The organism is Bacteroides sp. 1001302B_160321_D4, assembly GCF_015667765.1.
Taxonomy (GTDB): Bacteria; Bacteroidota; Bacteroidia; order Bacteroidales; family Bacteroidaceae; genus Bacteroides; species Bacteroides xylanisolvens.
This window is the reverse complement of record NZ_JADPLO010000012.1, coordinates 58730-78947: the sequence shown is the minus strand read 5'-3', so window position 1 is coordinate 78947 and position 20218 is coordinate 58730. Positions and strand designations below refer to the sequence as shown.

Sequence of the window (20218 nt, the reverse complement as noted above, 5' to 3'; positions counted from 1 at the left end):
CAATTAATTATCATATATTCTTACAACGCTGATTATAAGCAACTAGAATAATAGTATAAATCGTACATAATTATATTATTTCTATCAAATCAGGATTTACTTCTACACCCACCGAAAAGAAATTAGGCAGTTCGACAAGAAGACGTTTGACTTTAGAGCCACGGGTAGTAAGCAGACGGCCTTCATAACCTTCAAAAGGACCTCCAATAATACGGATCATACGACCATATATCGTATCGCTTATCTCTTCAGGTAAATAATATTTAGGATTTTCCGAACCTCTGACAGCACGTATAAAACGCTCCATATCCAAATCGGAAACAATCATAGGCTGACAATAACCGCCACCTTTCTGGTAACGATATTGAAGGGTCGGTATTTTACGAACAAACAGATCTAGAACTTCTCTTGTATCGTGGATAAAAAGCAGGTCCTGCATAAACGGTACTTCTTCACGAATTCGCTTACCATTTTTTAACTTCAACCGCCATTGCATAGGAGTAAATACTTCTAGATGTTCATCACTAAGCTGCTTATAAGCAGGTAACTTAGCATTAGGGCGTTTGAGGTCACGCATCACATACCAATGCATTCGTTGTTCATCTTTCAGGAGCGCCATAAAACCTCAAGACAATAATTCTAATCCTACCTGATTACATACAGCGTTATATATCAAGCAGTTATCATCATATTTCACAAAAGTTAGAGATCCCTCCCCACTATTATTAAACTTTCTCATCTTCACCATACAAGATGCATTCAAGGTCTATTTACAACCTTACTTTTTATTTCTCTCTATAAGATAAATAACAGGATGTAATATTTAATTTAATCACATAGATATCAGATAATTATAATCATTATATAATCGATAATAATTAAACATTTGTTGAGTAAGTCCTTCTCTAGAAGAAGCAATTACTCAAAATTACATTATGTTTTATGCTGTTATTTCCAATAAATTACGTACCTTTGTACCCGTTAGTATTTCTCTTATAGAGAGAACTATATTTTGCTAAACAAATTTAGCTTATATCAATATTATCCTTTCTTGTAGTTTCTCTTTAATAACCAGTACGATATCATTATAGAATTAAGAATGATGCATAATGACTATTAAACCGTTCCGGATTCCCGTTTAACTTTGTTATGCCCTTACTTTAGGAAAGTTTTAATATGTAAAAAAACAACAGTAAATCATACATACCCCTTGATACATATTTCCGATTTACAGTTTCATGGCTATATGGTAGATTATCTCATTTCTACAATGAATTAAGAATAAGACTGTTTGCCTTGTCTACCAAAGAAGTATCCAATGAGGCTAGATAAATGCGGGTAGTATTTTCCGAATCATGCCCCATAGCTTCACTGATAACAGATAAGGCTACATTTTTACTTTTGGCGATACTAGCCCAGGCATGGCGGGCAACATATGTAGTTAAAGGTATAGATAATCCTAACTGCATCCCAAGTTTCTTCAGTTTTAGATTCACCAAATGAGCAGTTTTCTTGTACTGTTTCCTTCCGTCCGCCTCCAGATCTCGTATAATAGGTAGTAGGTACGGGCTCCCCTGAGTATCATACCTATTAATTATTTCTTGCATTGGCTTTTCCCATTTGATGAACAACTGTTGCCCCGTCTTCTGTCGGCGATAGGACAAAATACCATTCTGCAAGTCTTTCTTTCTCAAAAAAGCCATATCAATGAATGACATACCACGGGTATAAAATGAAAACATGAAAATATCCCTCGCATAAGCCAGAGAAGGGCTCCTTGTTAGATCAAGCTCCCTCAAGCGACGAATCTCCTCTAACGGAATGGCACGTTTGACCGTCTTGTCTATCCCTGTATATACATATTTAAAAGGACTTCGCTGAACCGTCAAGTCCTTCTCCACAGCACGATTATAAATAGCCCGAAGATTCCGCATATAATAAGAAGTGGTATTCGGACAAATACCGGTAGACTTTAAATAGCTCTCATATTTCATCATCAAACTGGAATCAACTTCCTCCAACAGGACATCTTTCCCTTTCCGGAAACGTATGAAGCTGTTTAATGTAGTCATATAAGTTTCAGCAGTACGGTGTTTCCCGATTTGATTTAACTCTTTGATAAGATTTAGAGTAAAGGATACAAAACCATTATTCTCTGTGGATGCACAATAAAGCTTCACCAGACTATCTGAAGTATAAGCAATGCCCGAACGTTCAAGACGGGTTATAATATTCTTCAGCCTTACACTATCCTCCAACAGAGAATTCTTCAAAGAAAGCAAGTAATCTCTCCGACTTTCACTGGTTACTGAGGACAGAACAATCTCCGAATGTACCGCGTCCCATTCCGCAGGAAACAACTTGTATCCGGTATGTATTTGTCTTACTATACGTTTATGAATCACTTGATAAAAAAGCGTGCCTTCTTTCGTTGCGACGGAAGATGCACGGAATTTAACTTTTACTGTTGCCATATAAAATTATTTCTCTAAATAAATATAATCAAACGTGAACTTATAGATATTGAATGACCCGAATAAAACGTTTTATCTGAATTAAACAATAATCACTCCCTCATTATTCACATTTCACTATTTCCTCACTACAGAACATACAATAATCGAAATAACTTACTGCTTTACCTTATTTTAATAACTAATTCTTGTTTTTTATACTCCCAACCCTTTCCATACAACAGATCTCCAATTCACTGAACTTTCCAAATATTTCTTTTTAGTAATTATTTTAAAACAACTCACAAAGATGACTCCGTTAGAGTCCCGGAATAAAGGATAAAAAGGAGCGGAGGAAACATTATATTATATTACATAACAAATAAAAAAGGCGATGTCACCACAACATCACCTCTTCTTCATACAAAACATTAAAATCTATCTCATCCAGCAATAAGCATTCGCCTTAACCTCAACTTTTGTAAATTTCTCCAGTTCCGCCTTTAACATCTTCACTTCATTCGCAGTCGGTTCGGGAAGGGTAATATCATACCGTGAGTTACGACCGATATTCACCTGCCAAGGGGAACACATACGAACCAGTTCCACCAATTCTGCCGGATCAAATTTCATTAGAGGTTCACAAGTTACATAGGTGGGGATTCCATAGTTGGCGATCTCCTGCATAGCAGCCGCACGTTCTTGAGGTACCAGAGTATTCCGCATTATATCCGGATAAAAACGGTTCGTCTCAATGGTCGTACAAAGAACGGATTTCTTCATAACCGGATGCTCCAGATATTTCAGAAAACGGGCGGGATTCTTTGACTGGAAGAGATACTTGTTATCAAAACCGTCACAATAGTCCAGTATCTGCTCAATCCATTCTGACGGGACATTAGCCGCCCATTCATCCGTACTGCTGCCTACAAAGATAAAGTTGCCTTCACCCAGATTCACTTTCAGTTCCTTCAGCTCCAGACGCAAGGGAGGCAGGAGAAGTTTACGTCTCATAAAACAATATGAACAAGAGTGTTCACATTCGCCTTTCATCGGGTTATATGTATGTGAAACGAAGGCATACATGTTCCCGGTACTTTTATTCAGTGCCATATATCATTATGCTTTTCACATCCATGTTATATTCAACTTTTAATTAGTATCTTTGAACCATTGGAAACAACTTGAACATTGAGGCTACGCAGTACAGGACGGTTGTGATTTGCTTTCAAATTAGTATCTTTGAACCATTGGAAACAACCCGTCAGTGGATCAGAGACGACATGGACAAGTTGTGATTTGCTTTCAAATTAGTATCTTTGAACCATTGGAAACAACATAAGGCTGTTGAGGAGCAGCAGAAGCGGCGTTGTGATTTGCTTTCAAATTAGTATCTTTGAACCATTGGAAACAACAAAAGACGGTGTATTACCTGAATATAATATGTTGTGATTTGCTTTCAAATTAGTATCTTTGAACCATTGGAAACAACTCATCCACTTTAATAAATGGACGGGATTGCGTTGTGATTTGCTTTCAAATTAGTATCTTTGAACCATTGGAAACAACATGTACCATATTCCGCCCGTACATCGTAGCGTTGTGATTTGCTTTCAAATTAGTATCTTTGAACCATTGGAAACAACCGGAACCGGAAGTTCCCGAAGAAGTAGCACGTTGTGATTTGCTTTCAAATTAGTATCTTTGAACCATTGGAAACAACGAACCGAGGGTCTGATATTCCCGGAATACGTTGTGATTTGCTTTCAAATTAGTATCTTTGAACCATTGGAAACAACGACATCCCACCGTCCGGTACATCGAACGTCGTTGTGATTTGCTTTCAAATTAGTATCTTTGAACCATTGGAAACAACGTTTTCAACGATAGGGCTGGCTTCGATGTGTTGTGATTTGCTTTCAAATTAGTATCTTTGAACCATTGGAAACAACAGGAGACATCATTGATCTGAATTTAATCAAGTTGTGATTTGCTTTCAAATTAGTATCTTTGAACCATTGGAAACAACAATCGAATGAATAACGAGTTTAATGCTAGAGTTGTGATTTGCTTTCAAATTAGTATCTTTGAACCATTGGAAACAACTACGATTAGCATTAGAACGAATACCATAATGTTGTGATTTGCTTTCAAATTAGTATCTTTGAACCATTGGAAACAACCATCTGCGCCCAAAGGTCTATCAAGCCGTTGTTGTGATTTGCTTTCAAATTAGTATCTTTGAACCATTGGAAACAACACGTTCACTTTGAAAAAGTAGATTAACCATGTTGTGATTTGCTTTCAAATTAGTATCTTTGAACCATTGGAAACAACCGTTTAGTCTATCCTTCGCATACAGGCGGTGTTGTGATTTGCTTTCAAATTAGTATCTTTGAACCATTGGAAACAACTAATTTCATTCAAAGACGTTTCCAGTGCGCGTTGTGATTTGCTTTCAAATTAGTATCTTTGAACCATTGGAAACAACATCATGACCGTTAGAACACAGGCAGCCGCTGTTGTGATTTGCTTTCAAATTAGTATCTTTGAACCATTGGAAACAACAACGGAATCCTTGAAACCATCGTGAAATTCGTTGTGATTTGCTTTCAAATTAGTATCTTTGAACCATTGGAAACAACGTTTTCAACGATAGGACTAGCTTCAATATGTTGTGATTTGCTTTCAAATTAGTATCTTTGAACCATTGGAAACAACGCCATAATTTTTTGATTTTATTGTTCCGTAGTTGTGATTTGCTTTCAAATTAGTATCTTTGAACCATTGGAAACAACAATTCGATAATTCGATAATTTCGATTCGAGTTGTGATTTGCTTTCAAATTAGTATCTTTGAACCATTGGAAACAACGAAACTGTGTATACAGGAGATTACATTGAGTTGTGATTTGCTTTCAAATTAGTATCTTTGAACCATTGGAAACAACTGGGAGAAACCTCTACATATAACGGAAGTGTTGTGATTTGCTTTCAAATTAGTATCTTTGAACCATTGGAAACAACAACGAAACACATGAACTTGTATGCGTAGTGTTGTGATTTGCTTTCAAATTAGTATCTTTGAACCATTGGAAACAACTAACAAGCATCGACATCACAGCCAATGACGGTTGTGATTTGCTTTCAAATTAGTATCTTTGAACCATTGGAAACAACCTTTCATATTAGGAAGCCATTTATTATAAAGTTGTGATTTGCTTTCAAATTAGTATCTTTGAACCATTGGAAACAACTCCAATAAATTCAGGCATAAGAAGTTCATGTTGTGATTTGCTTTCAAATTAGTATCTTTGAACCATTGGAAACAACGAATTATCTGGCTGAACGTAAACGCATGAGGTTGTGATTTGCTTTCAAATTAGTATCTTTGAACCATTGGAAACAACGCGAGACCCAAACAGTTATGCGCTCACTGCGTTGTGATTTGCTTTCAAATTAGTATCTTTGAACCATTGGAAACAACCAAGGCTGATCTATTTATAGTCCCTTTAATGTTGTGATTTGCTTTCAAATTAGTATCTTTGAACCATTGGAAACAACGCAAAGACTGGGAAAGACGATCACCGATTAGTTGTGATTTGCTTTCAAATTAGTATCTTTGAACCATTGGAAACAACTTAGTTTGATGTTTAGCACTTCATCCTCTGTTGTGATTTGCTTTCAAATTAGTATCTTTGAACCATTGGAAACAACTTTGTCGTGTCGCTTGTCTTAACTCTTATCGTTGTGATTTGCTTTCAAATTAGTATCTTTGAACCATTGGAAACAACAGAACCTCGACACGCTTACACCCCTGACGAGTTGTGATTTGCTTTCAAATTAGTATCTTTGAACCATTGGAAACAACTGCAAACGGCGGTTTTACTACGGTAACTATGTTGTGATTTGCTTTCAAATTAGTATCTTTGAACCATTGGAAACAACGCCGTACCTTTGTAACATCGAAAGAGAAATGTTGTGATTTGCTTTCAAATTAGTATCTTTGAACCATTGGAAACAACGCGGTAGCGTGTTAATAGCGTACGGTGAAGTTGTGATTTGCTTTCAAATTAGTATCTTTGAACCATTGGAAACAACACCAAGCAGCAACATTAAACGCGGTGGCAGTTGTGATTTGCTTTCAAATTAGTATCTTTGAACCATTGGAAACAACAAACGGACTATTACAGATGTAAACGCGCCCGTTGTGATTTGCTTTCAAATTAGTATCTTTGAACCATTGGAAACAACTTTGTTTCGGTTTTCCGATCCGAAAGAATGTTGTGATTTGCTTTCAAATTAGTATCTTTGAACCATTGGAAACAACCTTCACCGTGTAGATCAGATCGGACTTGTTGTTGTGATTTGCTTTCAAATTAGTATCTTTGAACCATTGGAAACAACAATTCAGCACTAGTACCAATCATTGTACTAGTTGTGATTTGCTTTCAAATTAGTATCTTTGAACCATTGGAAACAACGACGAGAAGGAGCTGAATCAGGTTAGAAGTGTTGTGATTTGCTTTCAAATTAGTATCTTTGAACCATTGGAAACAACTAAGTCGATAGAATTAAATGAATAGATGTGTTGTGATTTGCTTTCAAATTAGTATCTTTGAACCATTGGAAACAACTAAATATATCTTAGAACTAGTTCTCCAAGTGTTGTGATTTGCTTTCAAATTAGTATCTTTGAACCATTGGAAACAACTGTAGCCTGCATAACAGCCGGAGAAGCAGCGTTGTGATTTGCTTTCAAATTAGTATCTTTGAACCATTGGAAACAACATATTTTATATAACAAAATGATTTCCAACAAGTTAAAAAGAAAATTAGAAAAGAAAAAAAGTCTGTTTCCAGCACAAAATCTCGCATTAATGCGAGATTTTGTTTTTTAAAATAACTCTAATTGTTGTCCAGGCGTATTAACATTCTGCATTTTCTTTCCATAAAAAAGTTCTATATTACCAAACTGTTTATCGGTAATACACATGATTCCGACATGTCCAAACTCCGGGAGGAAAGATTTAACTCTTTTTATATGTACTGTAGCATTTTCACTACTAGCACAGTGACGCACATAAATGGAAAATTGAAACATAGTAAAACCATCCTTTTGCAGATTCTTTCTAAAGTCCGCATAAGCCTTCTTTTCTTTCTTCGTCTCAGTCGGCAAATCAAAAAAAACAAGTACCCACATAATACGATATTCACTAAAGCGATCCATTATCGTTCAGGATAAGCTATTCGACGAATTTCTCCATTGAAACATTTGTAAAGTGAGGAAGTGGTTTGTCCTACGGCAACCATCAACGGACTACGTTTACCTCCAATTACCACTTCCAATGTCGGAACAGTCAGCAACCGTGCTTTTATGTCTTTTGTCAACTCCACATCTTTTCCATACTCCTGTGTCAAGTTAAATACTAATTCATCCACATAAGGACGATAAGGTTCCATTATATCATCAGCCAAACAATAAGCATTATATCGATTGTGATGATGGATGCCCAAAGTAGGAAGCAAACCACTTATTACCAACCCACGAGCCACTACTGCACGAAGAATAGCATATCCGTAATTCAATAGGTTATTAGGAGAAACACCCTCACGATCTCGCGTAAAACAGTCAATGCCAGCAAATAAGAATTTCCAATAATACGCTGCAGCACGCGCTTCCAAGTTATCAGGATCACCGCTACGCACGTCAGCCGCCCACACACGCATACACTTTACTTCTTCGTTCATACAATCTTTGAGTACAGATGCCTGGTTGTTGATCTTCGCTTGAATAGTTTGCTGCCAGAGTTGCTTTTTCAATGGAAGTGAAGCATCCAATTGTTTACGAAAACGCTCATTCTGCGTGGTATTTCCATAAAGAGGAAGCATTAGTCCGACCGGCATACTCTTACTATTACAAGTGATTACCGAGCAATTATTTTCAAGCAAAGCCTCCAACACACCGGAAGTAATGGTAATTTGTTTGTTATCCAACACAATTATTCCAATATCCTCTATAGGCTTCGTCACTTCCGCCTGTTTTTTCAAGACTTCAGGCAAAGCTATTGTCTTTTCAACATCAGGCAGTTTAATGATTAACTGTGCATTTCGTAACGATAGATAAACCGGATTCCCGAAATAAAGTGTTTTCTTAATCATAATTCATTCTTTTATTAAAGTGTTTCAAAATCAGATTTGTAATCATAAAATCATTTAGTATGAAATCGATCATATTTCTGTTCCATAATGGCATGACCACTTCGTAACTCACTCTTCCAGTGTATACAACACAACCTTTCCATTGAATTATCAAAATAAATCCTACTTTTCACCTCATCTTTCACATACAAACATGTTCTTTTTAGCCGGATTTTTTACATAATCTAAAGATATTGAAAGAATGCGACTCAAATCATACAACTCTGTATTATTCAGATTTTTTTTGCAATAGGAAAAAACTTCCGGTTTATACATCACCTCGTTAGATACATTTTTCCAAGCAGTTTCTATTTATTAAACCTCTTCATCACATCACCATTCGCTCCACAGTCAGCATCACTTTGCAAATAAATACCGATTATTCTCTTATGGAAACAACGTTCGCTACTACGAATGTCACAAATACAAACAAATTATTACTTAAAATAATTTTCTCTAAACAGTTTCTGCGAATTCTTTAATCGTCTGTCATTCATACCCAAGTACCTCAATCAAACATTTTTTCAGTACGCTGTTTACCCATATTCAAAATATGTAGTTTGAATTTCATCAATGCAGTAACCCACAGATAGAATGATGCCCAGATGATATAACCTCATCTGATACATTTTACCATCAGTGGCAGCTAATTCCAAAAATCTTCAATTGGCTCACTGTCTACAAAGATATTCTTGAAATGTTTTGCAACTGCGGAGCACAGTACTCTAAACAGTCAAGTAATTTTGCCTTGCGCCAACCCAAACATTTCGTCAAAAATATAGATTTCAACTTTCACCTATCTATCTCTATATTTGTAATAATAGGAGTCAAAGCATCAAGGATCATCATTGTTTTTACACATATATTATTTATTATGTATTATTCAATTAGTATTCCCCAACCGAAACAATCTGCCCAATGTGATTAACACGTACTTTAACAATAGAGTCTAATCCTTTTGAACTACGAAAATCTATCCAAGTGATACCTCTCAAAATAGAACTCGTATCCTTGATCGTTGTTTCCAAATGATGTCTAAAAACATAGTTTTTATGAGTAAATTTCTGTACCCTGAACAAATTTGGGCTTATCAATCCATAATTATCTGCATCAAGTAAATCAATCTCTTTCGGATTAAAGCCAGTCTTTTTATTTGGAAATACAAAATACTCATTTTGCTTCATACTGAAAAGGAATTGCCAGCCCTCACTCGCTTTATAATCCTTATCAATAATCGGTTGACCAAGATTTACCCTTGTTACTGCATCAAAGAAAGTAACTACAACCTCTTCAAGTTCATACTTTAGGTTGCCATTCTCGTCAATTACCATTTGACCGTTCTTATCTATAACGGGCCTACGATAAACTGCTACATGATGATTATTGCCTGTATTAACAAAATCCACAGGAATATTTCTACCATTTCCATCCAATACTGGTTTGCCATCCTTATCCTTTTTCACATGCAATGACTGCGCATTGCTGATTCCCGAAATTGTAACTCGTTTAATGGGTATGCCTTTCTCTTTATTCAACCAAATAGGTTTCTCATCAAGATTGGAGAATGCTTTTTTAGCATCATTCCCATACTCCTTTAATCTGCCTGTTAGCATTTTTCGAACACCTGAATCTATTATCTTATCAACCCTCAAATCTGGAGAAATCTCTTTACGTATAGTATAAATAGTTTCAAATGTTACAGTTTTTACTTTCTCTGGTACCTTCCTTATTTGCTCCTTATCCAGCCAAACGGGCTTTTTATCTAGTGAGTTCCTTCCGGCAAATGCCTTTTTCGGATCATTGTGATGTTCCTGCAAACGTTTTAGCAATGCATCCCTGTAAACAGAGCTACTTACTGTCGCTATTTTCGACACATCAAACGAAGCATTCACCTTCTCTTCTTTTGTCAAATATTGTCTGCAACAACCATAGATTGTTTCCAGATGCAACTGTCCACGTGGGGTTTGTTGCTTCTTTGTATTTACGCCACCTCTTTTCTTCGTTTTATTAATATTGTTCGTAATTACCTTATTTTTCGCTTTTATCGAAATTAGGGTATTTTCCAAATGTTTTTTAGCTTCTGCACGAAACTCATTCAATGGTATAGGTGCTATTGCCCTACCATTTTGAAAATATTTGTTCTTTATTGCATACTCATTTGTGTTGGGATTCAAACTGGCATTTTTGTTATTAAAATACTGAATGAATACCTCCTTTGTAAACGCAACCGTCAAAGCGTCCATCGCATGATGACGATGATCATTCCGTTTCGACCAATCCTTGATTCTGCCTATTTGTTTTCCATCTTTATCTTCAAAATATTCAACCAGTCCTAACGCCTTATATTTTTCCCAATTCAATTCTTTCATCACATCAACCAGTTGCCAATCTTCGCGCAATTTGTCAGTAATTGAGCCACTTGTGGCAACTACACAACGAGAAATTTCATTCAACATAGACAGAGCCTTTTTAGCAATATATTGCGTATTACGAAGGTCACGTTCAATAAAACCACCAGGAATATCCTGCTCTGTCATTTTCAATTTAGTATATTTAGTTTTCGATATTTTCCCTGAGACAAACAATACTTCGATATTATTCAAATAACAATCTAAACTATTATCAGTTCCACTTTCACCAAATTTTTCCTTCACAAAATCGTAAGCTGTCCTATTCCCTTTTTCAATATTTACATTACGTGCTTCAAGTGTCTTATTTGAAAAGCTGTCATCAAAAAGCCGCGCTTGTGGAATAATATGCTCAATATCAAATTCCTTACTAAACAACTTTTCTCTTGGAATATAGGTATTGGAATAAAGAGTCTTATAACCACGTGACTCTAATTCCTTATAAAGTTTGTAACGCAAGATATCCGAGCGGCCTACATTCTTCAAACCGAACTCCTCTTGCAAAAGTTTCTTATGTGCCTCATGTGTCTTTGTAGTTTCAGCTATGGACTTGGTTAACTTCTCCCTCTCTTTGGCATTCTTTTTCAATTCACGTGCCAATTCGACACGGATTTCATCCGGTCTCCCATAAGCCTCAATAATTGCGTTGATTACGTTTACCATCTGATTCAGAATCTTTTCCACCACTGGATTGCGCAAACTATTCCTAGGAAGAACCTCTAGCTTATCTTTCAACACCTTGTTTGCTATTTCTTCTTTGGTTAAAGACGATTTTGAATGCCTATATCCAGCATACTCGCAAGCTACATCATACTGATTGCCTTCTTTCAGATGAGGTAAAATCTTATGAATGGCTTTTGCACTCAGACTGCCATAATCTTCTTGAAAAGTAATATTTGCCAAAATCTTTGCAAACTCCTTCCCAAGACCATAAGAATCCATTATCTTTTGAACTAGGCACCCGTTTCCTGTTGGCGTATTGTCACCTTCAAAAGAATACAATAAATGCCAAAGTTTATAATAAGATTGTTTATCCAACTCTTTATTTGAGTCAAAACTCAAAATGTCGGTATTCCAATTAAGAAGAACAAAAACAGACTTTACCTGCTCAACTATTTTCTCAATGGGTTTCTTGAAGTCAACTGGCTCATGACCAGACATTTCAATCATTTTGCTATATGCTTGAAAAAATAGATATCCCGTCTTATTACCATCAATCGTTTTAAAATTCAAGTCCAATTCTTCTGGATTATCAAATAATAATCTTAAAACATCCAACTTCGTCATTTTATCACGAACAAAAAGCTCTTTGGCAAGCAATTCTTTTTCTTCCTGATACAAATAACGCCTGCCGTTCAACTCCAATTGTTCCGTATCGTCCGGTTCATTTGAACCATTCTGCATTCTTTGTTTATTCTTATTACCAACAGCTGTTACTTCAATATTATTTAGTATTTGCCATATTTTGAATTCTTGGAACAAGGGAGAAGAACGGGGTATCACCCGATTACCTACTGTTCTAATTTTTCTCTTACCATCTATCTTTACTTCTATCTGTCGACTTTCAAACTCACAAAAACTGATTAATCCTTTCTGACTCTTCAACCTGCGCTGATAAAAAATGATAATATCACGGATCTCTTTTTTTAGTTCTCCCGTCAATTCTTTATGAAATTCTGCTTGTTTTTCCCAAAGCACATTAAACTCATCCAAATAATCCTGACGATAAAACACAATATTCCGTAAACTTGCATTGGGATTGTTATCCAAAATATCCATTAGGTATTGACCAACAGTTTGTTTGTTAAAGTACAATTCTTTACTTCTATCACTGATTGTACCTAGATAACCGCTTGAATTATTGATTTGAGTGTTTATTTCTTGTAATATAATAACCAATTGTTCCAATGATAACTTTTCTTTCAAACCACTTACCCTCCATTGCAAATTTTCCTTTTTTGCCTCATCCCTTTTTCGTTTGCTATAAATACCTTCCAACTTATGTTCCTTTTCTATTTGTTCGTTTTTGCTTTCTTCATTATTCCATTCTGTATAGGTTTCTTTCCAAACAAAAGCATTGGCACAAATGGCCCAAACAGCATCACGTTTTTTACCTCTCAACTCTTCTTTCAATGCAGCAGTAAGAATCCCAGGATAATATTCTTTTTGTTTTTCCCAAATCCTGTCAAGTTCATTCTGTAAGTCAGAACGATAAAAATCAGGTAATACCTTTTTCCCTGCAGAAAGAAGTTGCAGACATAATTCACCGGGGGTAAGATTGGCATCATAAAGTTTCCTGGCTATATCCATACCGTCAATCAACGTGTCCTCTTCTGCTCCTCCCGCCTTCCGACTACTTTTATAACCACGTTTTTTATTAATCATTATCAATACACGCGCAAACTCTTCCAACGAAATTTCCTCTGTTAGCGCTTTTACCCTCAAACGATATGTCTCAAAAGTTGTACGATTACCATTTTCCGAAAGTATTGTATCTTCAGTTATAAACTTACATTCCTTCAGCACCTCTATTAAAGCCTCCCGGCGAAGTTTGTAACGATGCAAATTGCGACGCATACTTCTCTTAAGTGTTCTATCTGCATTGGTTGTAATACTCTTCCCTTTTTCAAAGTTGATCGATTCATCTACTGTCAAAGGATTAACTCTCACACCAAGCTTAACAATTGACGACCTTTCATTCTTGCTTTCCGCCTCGTTCACTAATGCCCACCCAATACTACTTGAGCCTAAATCCAATCCTAAAATCCTTTTCATATTTGACCAGTTTTATTACAATACCCCAAATATATTATTTTTTTCTATAAATAAATACTATTATGAAAATAATTTCCTATCTTTGTATCACTAATTTGAAGCAAATCACAATAAGGATTATTCCGTTGTGAAAACATTAAGGGCGGGGCATTTGCCTCGCCTTTTTGTATTACTTATAAAAACAAACAATCCTGCCTATATATAACCGATAGATAGAATAAAGCAGACTAATAATTACATATTGGAGAAAAACACCTATTGACATAGAATTTATAAAAAGGATCGAGTCTATCCTGCTTAGATAAATTATTGAGCCCCTATCATATTAAAAAGGAAAAGCCAAAACGACTGCACACAGTCTGTTTCCCTGTTTTTTTATAAACTAAGATCATTTAATCTATTAAATAAAGTTGATTTACTTTTTTTATACACCTCATCTTAATCGGTATTCTTCTAATCACATTTCACATAATTTTAAGTCCATAAATTTCTAATACTTAGTCAATCTTAACATACCATTTAATATCCTATCCATAATTCCCAATAATTCTATTAACATGATCTGCCCAGACTATTACAACTTTATATACCATATAGAAAAGATACCGAGTAATCCATTATAGGATCCTCTCCGATATCAAAATGCTATTTCGACAAGGATACTCTCTCTTACTCCGAAACTGGCAATAAGTGTCTTTCAAATAAACTATTTCCGTTGGTATTTATATGTATAATTATTTTTATTTATAATAACTCCTACTGATACTATTGGTAGTCTGACAATAATATGTTTCCCCACGGCTCTCCGGGAAATAGTTGCCTTCTCATCCATAAGACATGTTTTTTATAACTGGCATTAATGTAGAGGTTTCATTAAAGGATTGGGATGATTCGGATTCTCCTGAATGGTCAACCGGTCCAGATCTTCCTTTTTCTGCCACATATAAGCCTGATACTCCGGACTGTCCTCTTCTGCCCATTCAAGATTGGAGGAGTTGTAATTCAGGTAATCCTGATCCTTATGCAGTACCCGCGGCCTGCTCATCAGGGAGTTATCACCGGCTACAAATTCGGCTTCCGCCATAAGAGCATCAACACGCGCACGTCTCTCGTCAATAGAGCCATAACGGTTCTTACGATAATAGCATACATAAGGATCCACAGAAACCAGTCGGTCCGTATCGCTGTCACCAATTACCGTGACTACAAACAGTTTTTTCCTTTTATCAAGTATGGTACCATCCGACCGTACCACCAGTCCGTTATCCAGCTTTCTTTCCTTGTCGGTCGGAGAATACTTCAGGACCTGTTTCCATGCAAGATTCAAGGCATGACAATTGCCCGGATCATTATCCTTATGAACCGGTATATATTTCCTGCCATCCCGGGGCATAGGACTGAAACAGATGGCCACAGCTTCATCAAGAGGTATTTCTCCATGGCTTTTCGTGTCCAGGTATTTGCTTCCATCCAGACGGGTATGGATTTGCAAGGCATGGTTCCAGGCTGGGTCTTTATATTCCCTATAAACATATGTACCTTCACGGTTTACCCAGATATTATATATTCCACAATATCTCATTTTTCTGCCGTTGATCTCTTTTTCGAACGGCAGTTTTTTATCGTTTTTATTCATCATTTTCTTTTGATTTTATATAACTATTCATATTAGTATTCAGACAATTTAAAAGATATCTTCCGGATTGGTTTTCAGTTGTTTCTACAAATATTACATATTGCGCATTCCCTCCTGTATAGCGTCCATCGGTATCTGTTTCAATAACCTGTCCGGATTTCCATACTTTTCGTAAATAAGTCATAGGTGGGCTGCACAGACCTGTTTTCAACAACCATTCAATGCAGAGTCCGGTTGAAAACAGAATGACTCCGGGAATAATCCGCTCATGGTTCCCTTTAGCTGAAATAACATAAATCAGGAGATGCCCGGAAACCATAGTTCCCAAATCAGGAAACCACTTTTCTGCTTGCTTTAACATTATAATTATTTCAAACATGATTTATTATTATCTTTCATCATTTATCAGGATGAGGGGTGATGACAACAGCGTTTTTATAAATTTATGACACTAAACCTGTTTATAAAGAGCTCCAGACCTCATATAATGAATGGACATGTACAGTTCAAAACATTTTTCATATGATTGGATATGCAGATCTGGGAGGTGACGAAGGAAGCCGTCAAAGCTTCAAAATGCCTCAAAAGTTATCCGACCTGAGAATACGAATTAGCAATAATTCCTCATCGGGTTCAATACAGTTATGCCCTCTTTTACTCACTATATACATATACAACCGTCAACCCCACAGATAACCTTGACATGTTTATTAAAAAAAAATACCGTCTTGGGAAAACCCTGAAATCCTTATACATGTACGCTAAATAAGGAAGGCATACTAAAACTGAATAAAAATGAAGAACGAAAAAAAAGAATTATTAAAAAAGCAGCGGCAGGTGATGCGGAAACCATGTACCTGCTAGCACAGGATTATGAAAACGAAGGAAACTTTGACAATGCTTTCTTCTGGTATAACAAAGCCGCAATGCAGGGACTGGCGGATGGGATCAACAATGTCGCCATGTACTACCTGGAAGGTCTGGTAGTAACCCCGGATGTTGACAAGACTATTAATCTGCTGGAAAGCATTGCAGACAAGGTACCTGTAGCAAAGATTAATCTGGCGTGTATATATCTGGAAGGGAAAGGTTGCCCTCAGGATAGTGAAAAAGGAATGGAGTTACTACGGCACGCTGTCTCTGGTGAGGGGCCGGCTGCTTTCACAATAGGGAAGATACATCTTGGAGGTATGTATGGAGCTCCTGTAGATTATAAGATAGCCATCAAATGGTTTGAGAAAGCGTATGCATTGGAAATATATGAAAGCGTGGAGATCCTCTGTAATTTGTATGAAGGCCTGTATTCACGTAAAGTAAAGAACAGGGAAAATATCATCATAAATAATAAGAAGGTTTATCCGGACTTCCTGGTTGCAAGAACGTTCCTGCCGAACATGAACCCGGAGCTTTATACGGAAGTGGAACATATTGACGGGGACATGTCCAATAACTCCACCCGGAACCTCAGATGGATAAAAAAGAAATAATGCCGGACAATCATGGATAGTTATATCACATTAGCACATAGAATCAACCATACAAGGTACAATCTGAGCTATCCGACACTCTCACGGGTTACAGGCATGATCCGTGATGGTAACATGGTGCTGTGTGACAGTCAGTACGGTAAATATACCCTGGCACAGGCCATAGAACATATAAGGAAACAACCGGAGAATGAAATGCAGTACTGGAAAGCCAGACTACTGCCTGCCGTAGCCTATAACGGTACATTTTCAGAAATTGACAGTACGCATCTGATATCGTATTCAAATGTGACGGCAATGGACTTTGACCATATAGGGACACAGGATGAAATGACAGATCTGCGAAACTGGCTGATAAGAACTCCATGTGTCTTATGTGTATTCGTAACTCCAGGCGGAAGGGGGTTGAAAGCACTGATACTGCATGATAATACCGACCCGGACAGGCACAGGGACTTATACACACAACTATTGGACAAATTCAACGTGGCCGGTAAGGATAGCGCCTGCAAGGATATGGCAAGGAGAAACTATCTCAGCTATGATCCTGACATATGGATGAATCCTAATCCGGTAACGTTTCATTATATCCCCACCGTAAGGGCGCAGGGCAAAGTGATACAACCCCATGCAGAAAGAAAGGTGTCGGACAAAAGCATTATCAATATTATAAACTCTCTCTGGAAGAAGAATAACCCGGAATACTGGAAAGAGGGGAACAGGGCGGAGAGCATCTTTAAGCTGGCCTGTCTGATGTGCAAATGGGGAGTGGATGAGAGCCTGGCTATCGGGTATTTCACTGAAGGATGGAAAAGTCCTACGATGAGCGAAGAGGAAATACTAGGGCATGTGAGAAACGCATACAGGGCTGAGAAGAATAACTTCGGGACATTGGAGTTCAATGTATATTAAGGACTGAAGGGGATTCGAAGGAAATGCTGCAGAAGGATAATTTACAGGTTAACCGAAGGCAGGATATATGATAACTATTATAAATGATATGATAACTATATTATAATCACTCACACGGCGTTTGCCTACAGCTAACGAATAACACTATTTTAGTGCAACTTTTTTCCCTAAAATCGGTATTATTACTTATAAATAGTATGTTTTAGAGTAAAAAAAAATGTTGCGTTCCGTTTACCCTTCAACGATTAAATGGAGGGTAGGAAAATATTGCAAACCTTTTATAAACAAAGTATAAATATGAATATGATACAAATTGATATGCCTGAGAAATGCAGGTATATGAGTGACTACGACAGGCTCCTGAAGGGGATTCTACCCATAGACAGAAAATTTATTCTCAATAAGACGATAACAGGTTGCGGAGGGACATCAATGTTCATCAATTCCAGTCTGCCGGTAGTGATTATTTCGCCACGGATTCAGGTGCTCAAGGAAAAGCATAAACAGCATCCCGACACTTTTCTCTTCCATATCCCCCTGTGCAACGACAGGGCGGAAGCAATAAGAGAGAAAATGCAGGATTTAGGCGTATACCTGGACTGTCACCAGGGAAATTTGCCTTTCGGGCAGTTATCAAGGCCACCCAGAATACTAGTCACACTGGATTCATCGGACAAGGTACTTTCCGTACTCAAGTCGAGGGGAATGACAGATACATTCCTGTTTGTGGTCGATGAGTTTCAGTGCCTTATGGGAGATGCGACGTTCAAAGGAAGTACGGACATGAATTTCCTGGTATACCTTGACAGGGAAGCACGGCGAATCTGTTACCTCTCCGCAACACCCATTCCCGACATATTCCTGGATAATATACCACAATTCGCAGGTATTCCCTATTATAAGCTGGAATGGGACCCGGAGGTCATTGAGGAGCCTACACTAAAGGAGGTAAGGATGAAGAGTGGTGAAAGTGCGGAGAAACTATGCGCCCGCTTAATACAACGATACAGGGAGAACGGATATTTTGAAAGGAAGGTCCTGCAGGGAAATGTCGTATATTCCCGTGAAGCCTGTATATTCCTCAATGAAGTAAGGTCCATCAGGAACATCATCGGGCAGAACAACCTGAAACCGGATGAAGTGACCATACTGTGTTCGGAGAGCAAGGCTTCAGAACTGCCGAAAGGTTTCGTGGCAGGCGGATTATGTGCCGACAGGAATAATCCGGTAAACAAGACTTTTACATTCTGTACAAAAGCCTCATTCGAAGGTGTGGACTTCTACTCGACCAATGCCAGCACCTATATCTTTATCAATGCGGGCAAGGAATGGCAGACACTCGATATCATGCTGGACATACCCCAGATACTGGGAAGGCAGAGGCTTGACATGAACCCGTTCCGTTACGATGCAACCATATATTACAAGACGATGCCGGAGAGGGTAACCAAGGAGGAGTTTGAACGGAAACAGAGCGAGATGGAGAGAAAGTCACAAATGATCCTCGATACATATAACAATGCGCCGGACAATGCCAGAGAAATGTTTATCGAGCTTTACCGGGACAAAGCAACGGACAGGAGGTTTGTGGATGATTATATTGATCTTATCCGGGAGAACGGGCACACCACAATCGGTTTCAATTATCTGGTTATGGTAGCCCGGTGGAACAGGTGGCACCAGAGAAACTACTATTACAATAATTCCTGCCGGCTCTTAACAAGTATTCAGGATGCGGTCAGGATGTGCCAGAAACCGGAGGAACTGAAACAGTTTGAGAGTTGGTACTACAATGCGCCTCAAAAAGACAGACTGGCCGGGTATGCCCGTTTTAGAAAACAATACCCCCAGTATGACAGCCTGGTCCTGCAAAACCCGTTCATTAAGATGGAATTTCATCACTGGTATGATACCCTGGGCTATGAGGAGTTATCAAAGCTTGGTTTTCAGGAAACCGATATGGAAAGGGCTTACAATACGGTATGCGCGCAAGAGACGATAAGGGATGCCTGCAGGCGGACATTCAAGGCGGGTGTTTCATACTCCAGGCAGGAGGTAAAGGGAATGCTCCAGAAGATATATGACAGCATCGGGCTGACCGGGAAAACAGCCAAGGCTAAAGAGCTGGCACAATATCTCCCCGTCATAGAGAGGCAGAGGACGAATGAGAAAGGCAAGAGGGGGTATTTTATAGAAATCCGGGAAATCTAAAGAAGCAGTGCGTTCAGTTCATAACAGGGCGATACTGTCCTCTTTTTTTCTTCTTGACAGGTATAAGATTATCAAAGCTTAAGGTGAGACAGTCAGCAGAGATAGTAATCGCGTATCAACAGTTATTCATCGGAAA

The 20218-nt window shown here is 37.7% G+C and carries 11 protein-coding genes and 1 CRISPR repeat array; of the genes, 3 read left to right on the top strand and 8 right to left on the bottom strand.

Annotated elements, in window-relative coordinates; genetic code table 11:
- Positions 1-70: 70 nt before the first annotated feature.
- The 8 genes from KFO40_RS07050 to KFO40_RS07015 all read right to left on the bottom strand — a co-directional run bounded on the left by KFO40_RS07050 (position 71) and on the right by KFO40_RS07015 (position 15833).
- Positions 71-619, bottom strand: coding sequence for a UpxY family transcription antiterminator (locus tag KFO40_RS07050; protein ID WP_055229414.1), 549 nt, complete (start codon positions 617-619; stop codon positions 71-73).
- 646 nt (positions 620-1265) lie between these two features.
- Positions 1266-2474 carry a tyrosine-type recombinase/integrase gene (locus KFO40_RS07045; protein WP_055229415.1) on the bottom strand — a complete coding sequence of 403 codons (1209 nt, stop codon included), beginning with the start codon at positions 2472-2474 and terminating at the stop codon, positions 1266-1268.
- A gap of 417 nt (positions 2475-2891) precedes the next feature.
- The gene (locus tag KFO40_RS07040) at positions 2892-3566 is read right to left on the bottom strand and encodes a hypothetical protein (protein WP_055229416.1); all 675 of its coding nucleotides are present in this window, start codon (positions 3564-3566) and stop codon (positions 2892-2894) included.
- Positions 3567-3667: 101 nt separating this feature from the next.
- A CRISPR array of direct repeats spans positions 3668-7243; the repeat unit is 47 nt; unit sequence GTTGTGATTTGCTTTCAAATTAGTATCTTTGAACCATTGGAAACAAC.
- Positions 7244-7349: 106 nt separating this feature from the next.
- On the bottom strand, positions 7350-7682 hold the full coding sequence (gene cas2, locus KFO40_RS07035; RefSeq protein ID WP_055229417.1) for a CRISPR-associated endonuclease Cas2: 333 nt from the start codon (positions 7680-7682) through the stop codon (positions 7350-7352).
- Positions 7682-8614: a type II CRISPR-associated endonuclease Cas1 gene (gene cas1 / locus KFO40_RS07030; RefSeq protein ID WP_055229418.1), complete on the bottom strand. Its 933-nt coding sequence runs from the start codon at positions 8612-8614 to the stop codon at positions 7682-7684. The genes cas2 and cas1 overlap by 1 nt, the downstream gene beginning before the upstream one ends.
- 926 nt (positions 8615-9540) lie before the next feature.
- Complete coding sequence (cas9, locus tag KFO40_RS07025) at positions 9541-13836, bottom strand: type II CRISPR RNA-guided endonuclease Cas9 (protein ID WP_055229419.1); 4296 nt, start codon at positions 13834-13836, stop codon at positions 9541-9543.
- An 856-nt stretch (positions 13837-14692) separates the two neighbouring features.
- Positions 14693-15475 (bottom strand): hypothetical protein, encoded by a 783-nt coding sequence (locus KFO40_RS07020; RefSeq protein WP_225680746.1) that lies wholly within the window; start codon positions 15473-15475, stop codon positions 14693-14695.
- Positions 15465-15833, bottom strand: coding sequence for a hypothetical protein (locus KFO40_RS07015; protein ID WP_117977906.1), 369 nt, complete (start codon positions 15831-15833; stop codon positions 15465-15467). Before KFO40_RS07015 ends, KFO40_RS07020 begins: the two co-directional genes overlap by 11 nt.
- A gap of 490 nt (positions 15834-16323) precedes the next feature.
- Here KFO40_RS07015 and KFO40_RS07010 point away from each other — a divergent pair, with 490 nt between their 5' ends.
- From KFO40_RS07010 to KFO40_RS07000, 3 genes are all read left to right on the top strand, one after another.
- A complete protein-coding gene (locus tag KFO40_RS07010) occupies positions 16324-16959 on the top strand; it encodes a tetratricopeptide repeat protein (RefSeq protein ID WP_070102211.1) in 636 nt (211 codons plus the stop codon).
- Between the two features lie 12 nt (positions 16960-16971).
- Entirely contained in the window at positions 16972-17871 is a 900-nt protein-coding gene (locus tag KFO40_RS07005) for a BT4734/BF3469 family protein (RefSeq protein WP_055229423.1), read from the top strand.
- A 297-nt stretch (positions 17872-18168) separates the two neighbouring features.
- The gene (locus KFO40_RS07000; protein WP_117977925.1) at positions 18169-20082 is read left to right on the top strand and encodes a DEAD/DEAH box helicase family protein; all 1914 of its coding nucleotides are present in this window, start codon (positions 18169-18171) and stop codon (positions 20080-20082) included.
- The last annotated feature ends 136 nt before the right edge of the window (positions 20083-20218 follow it).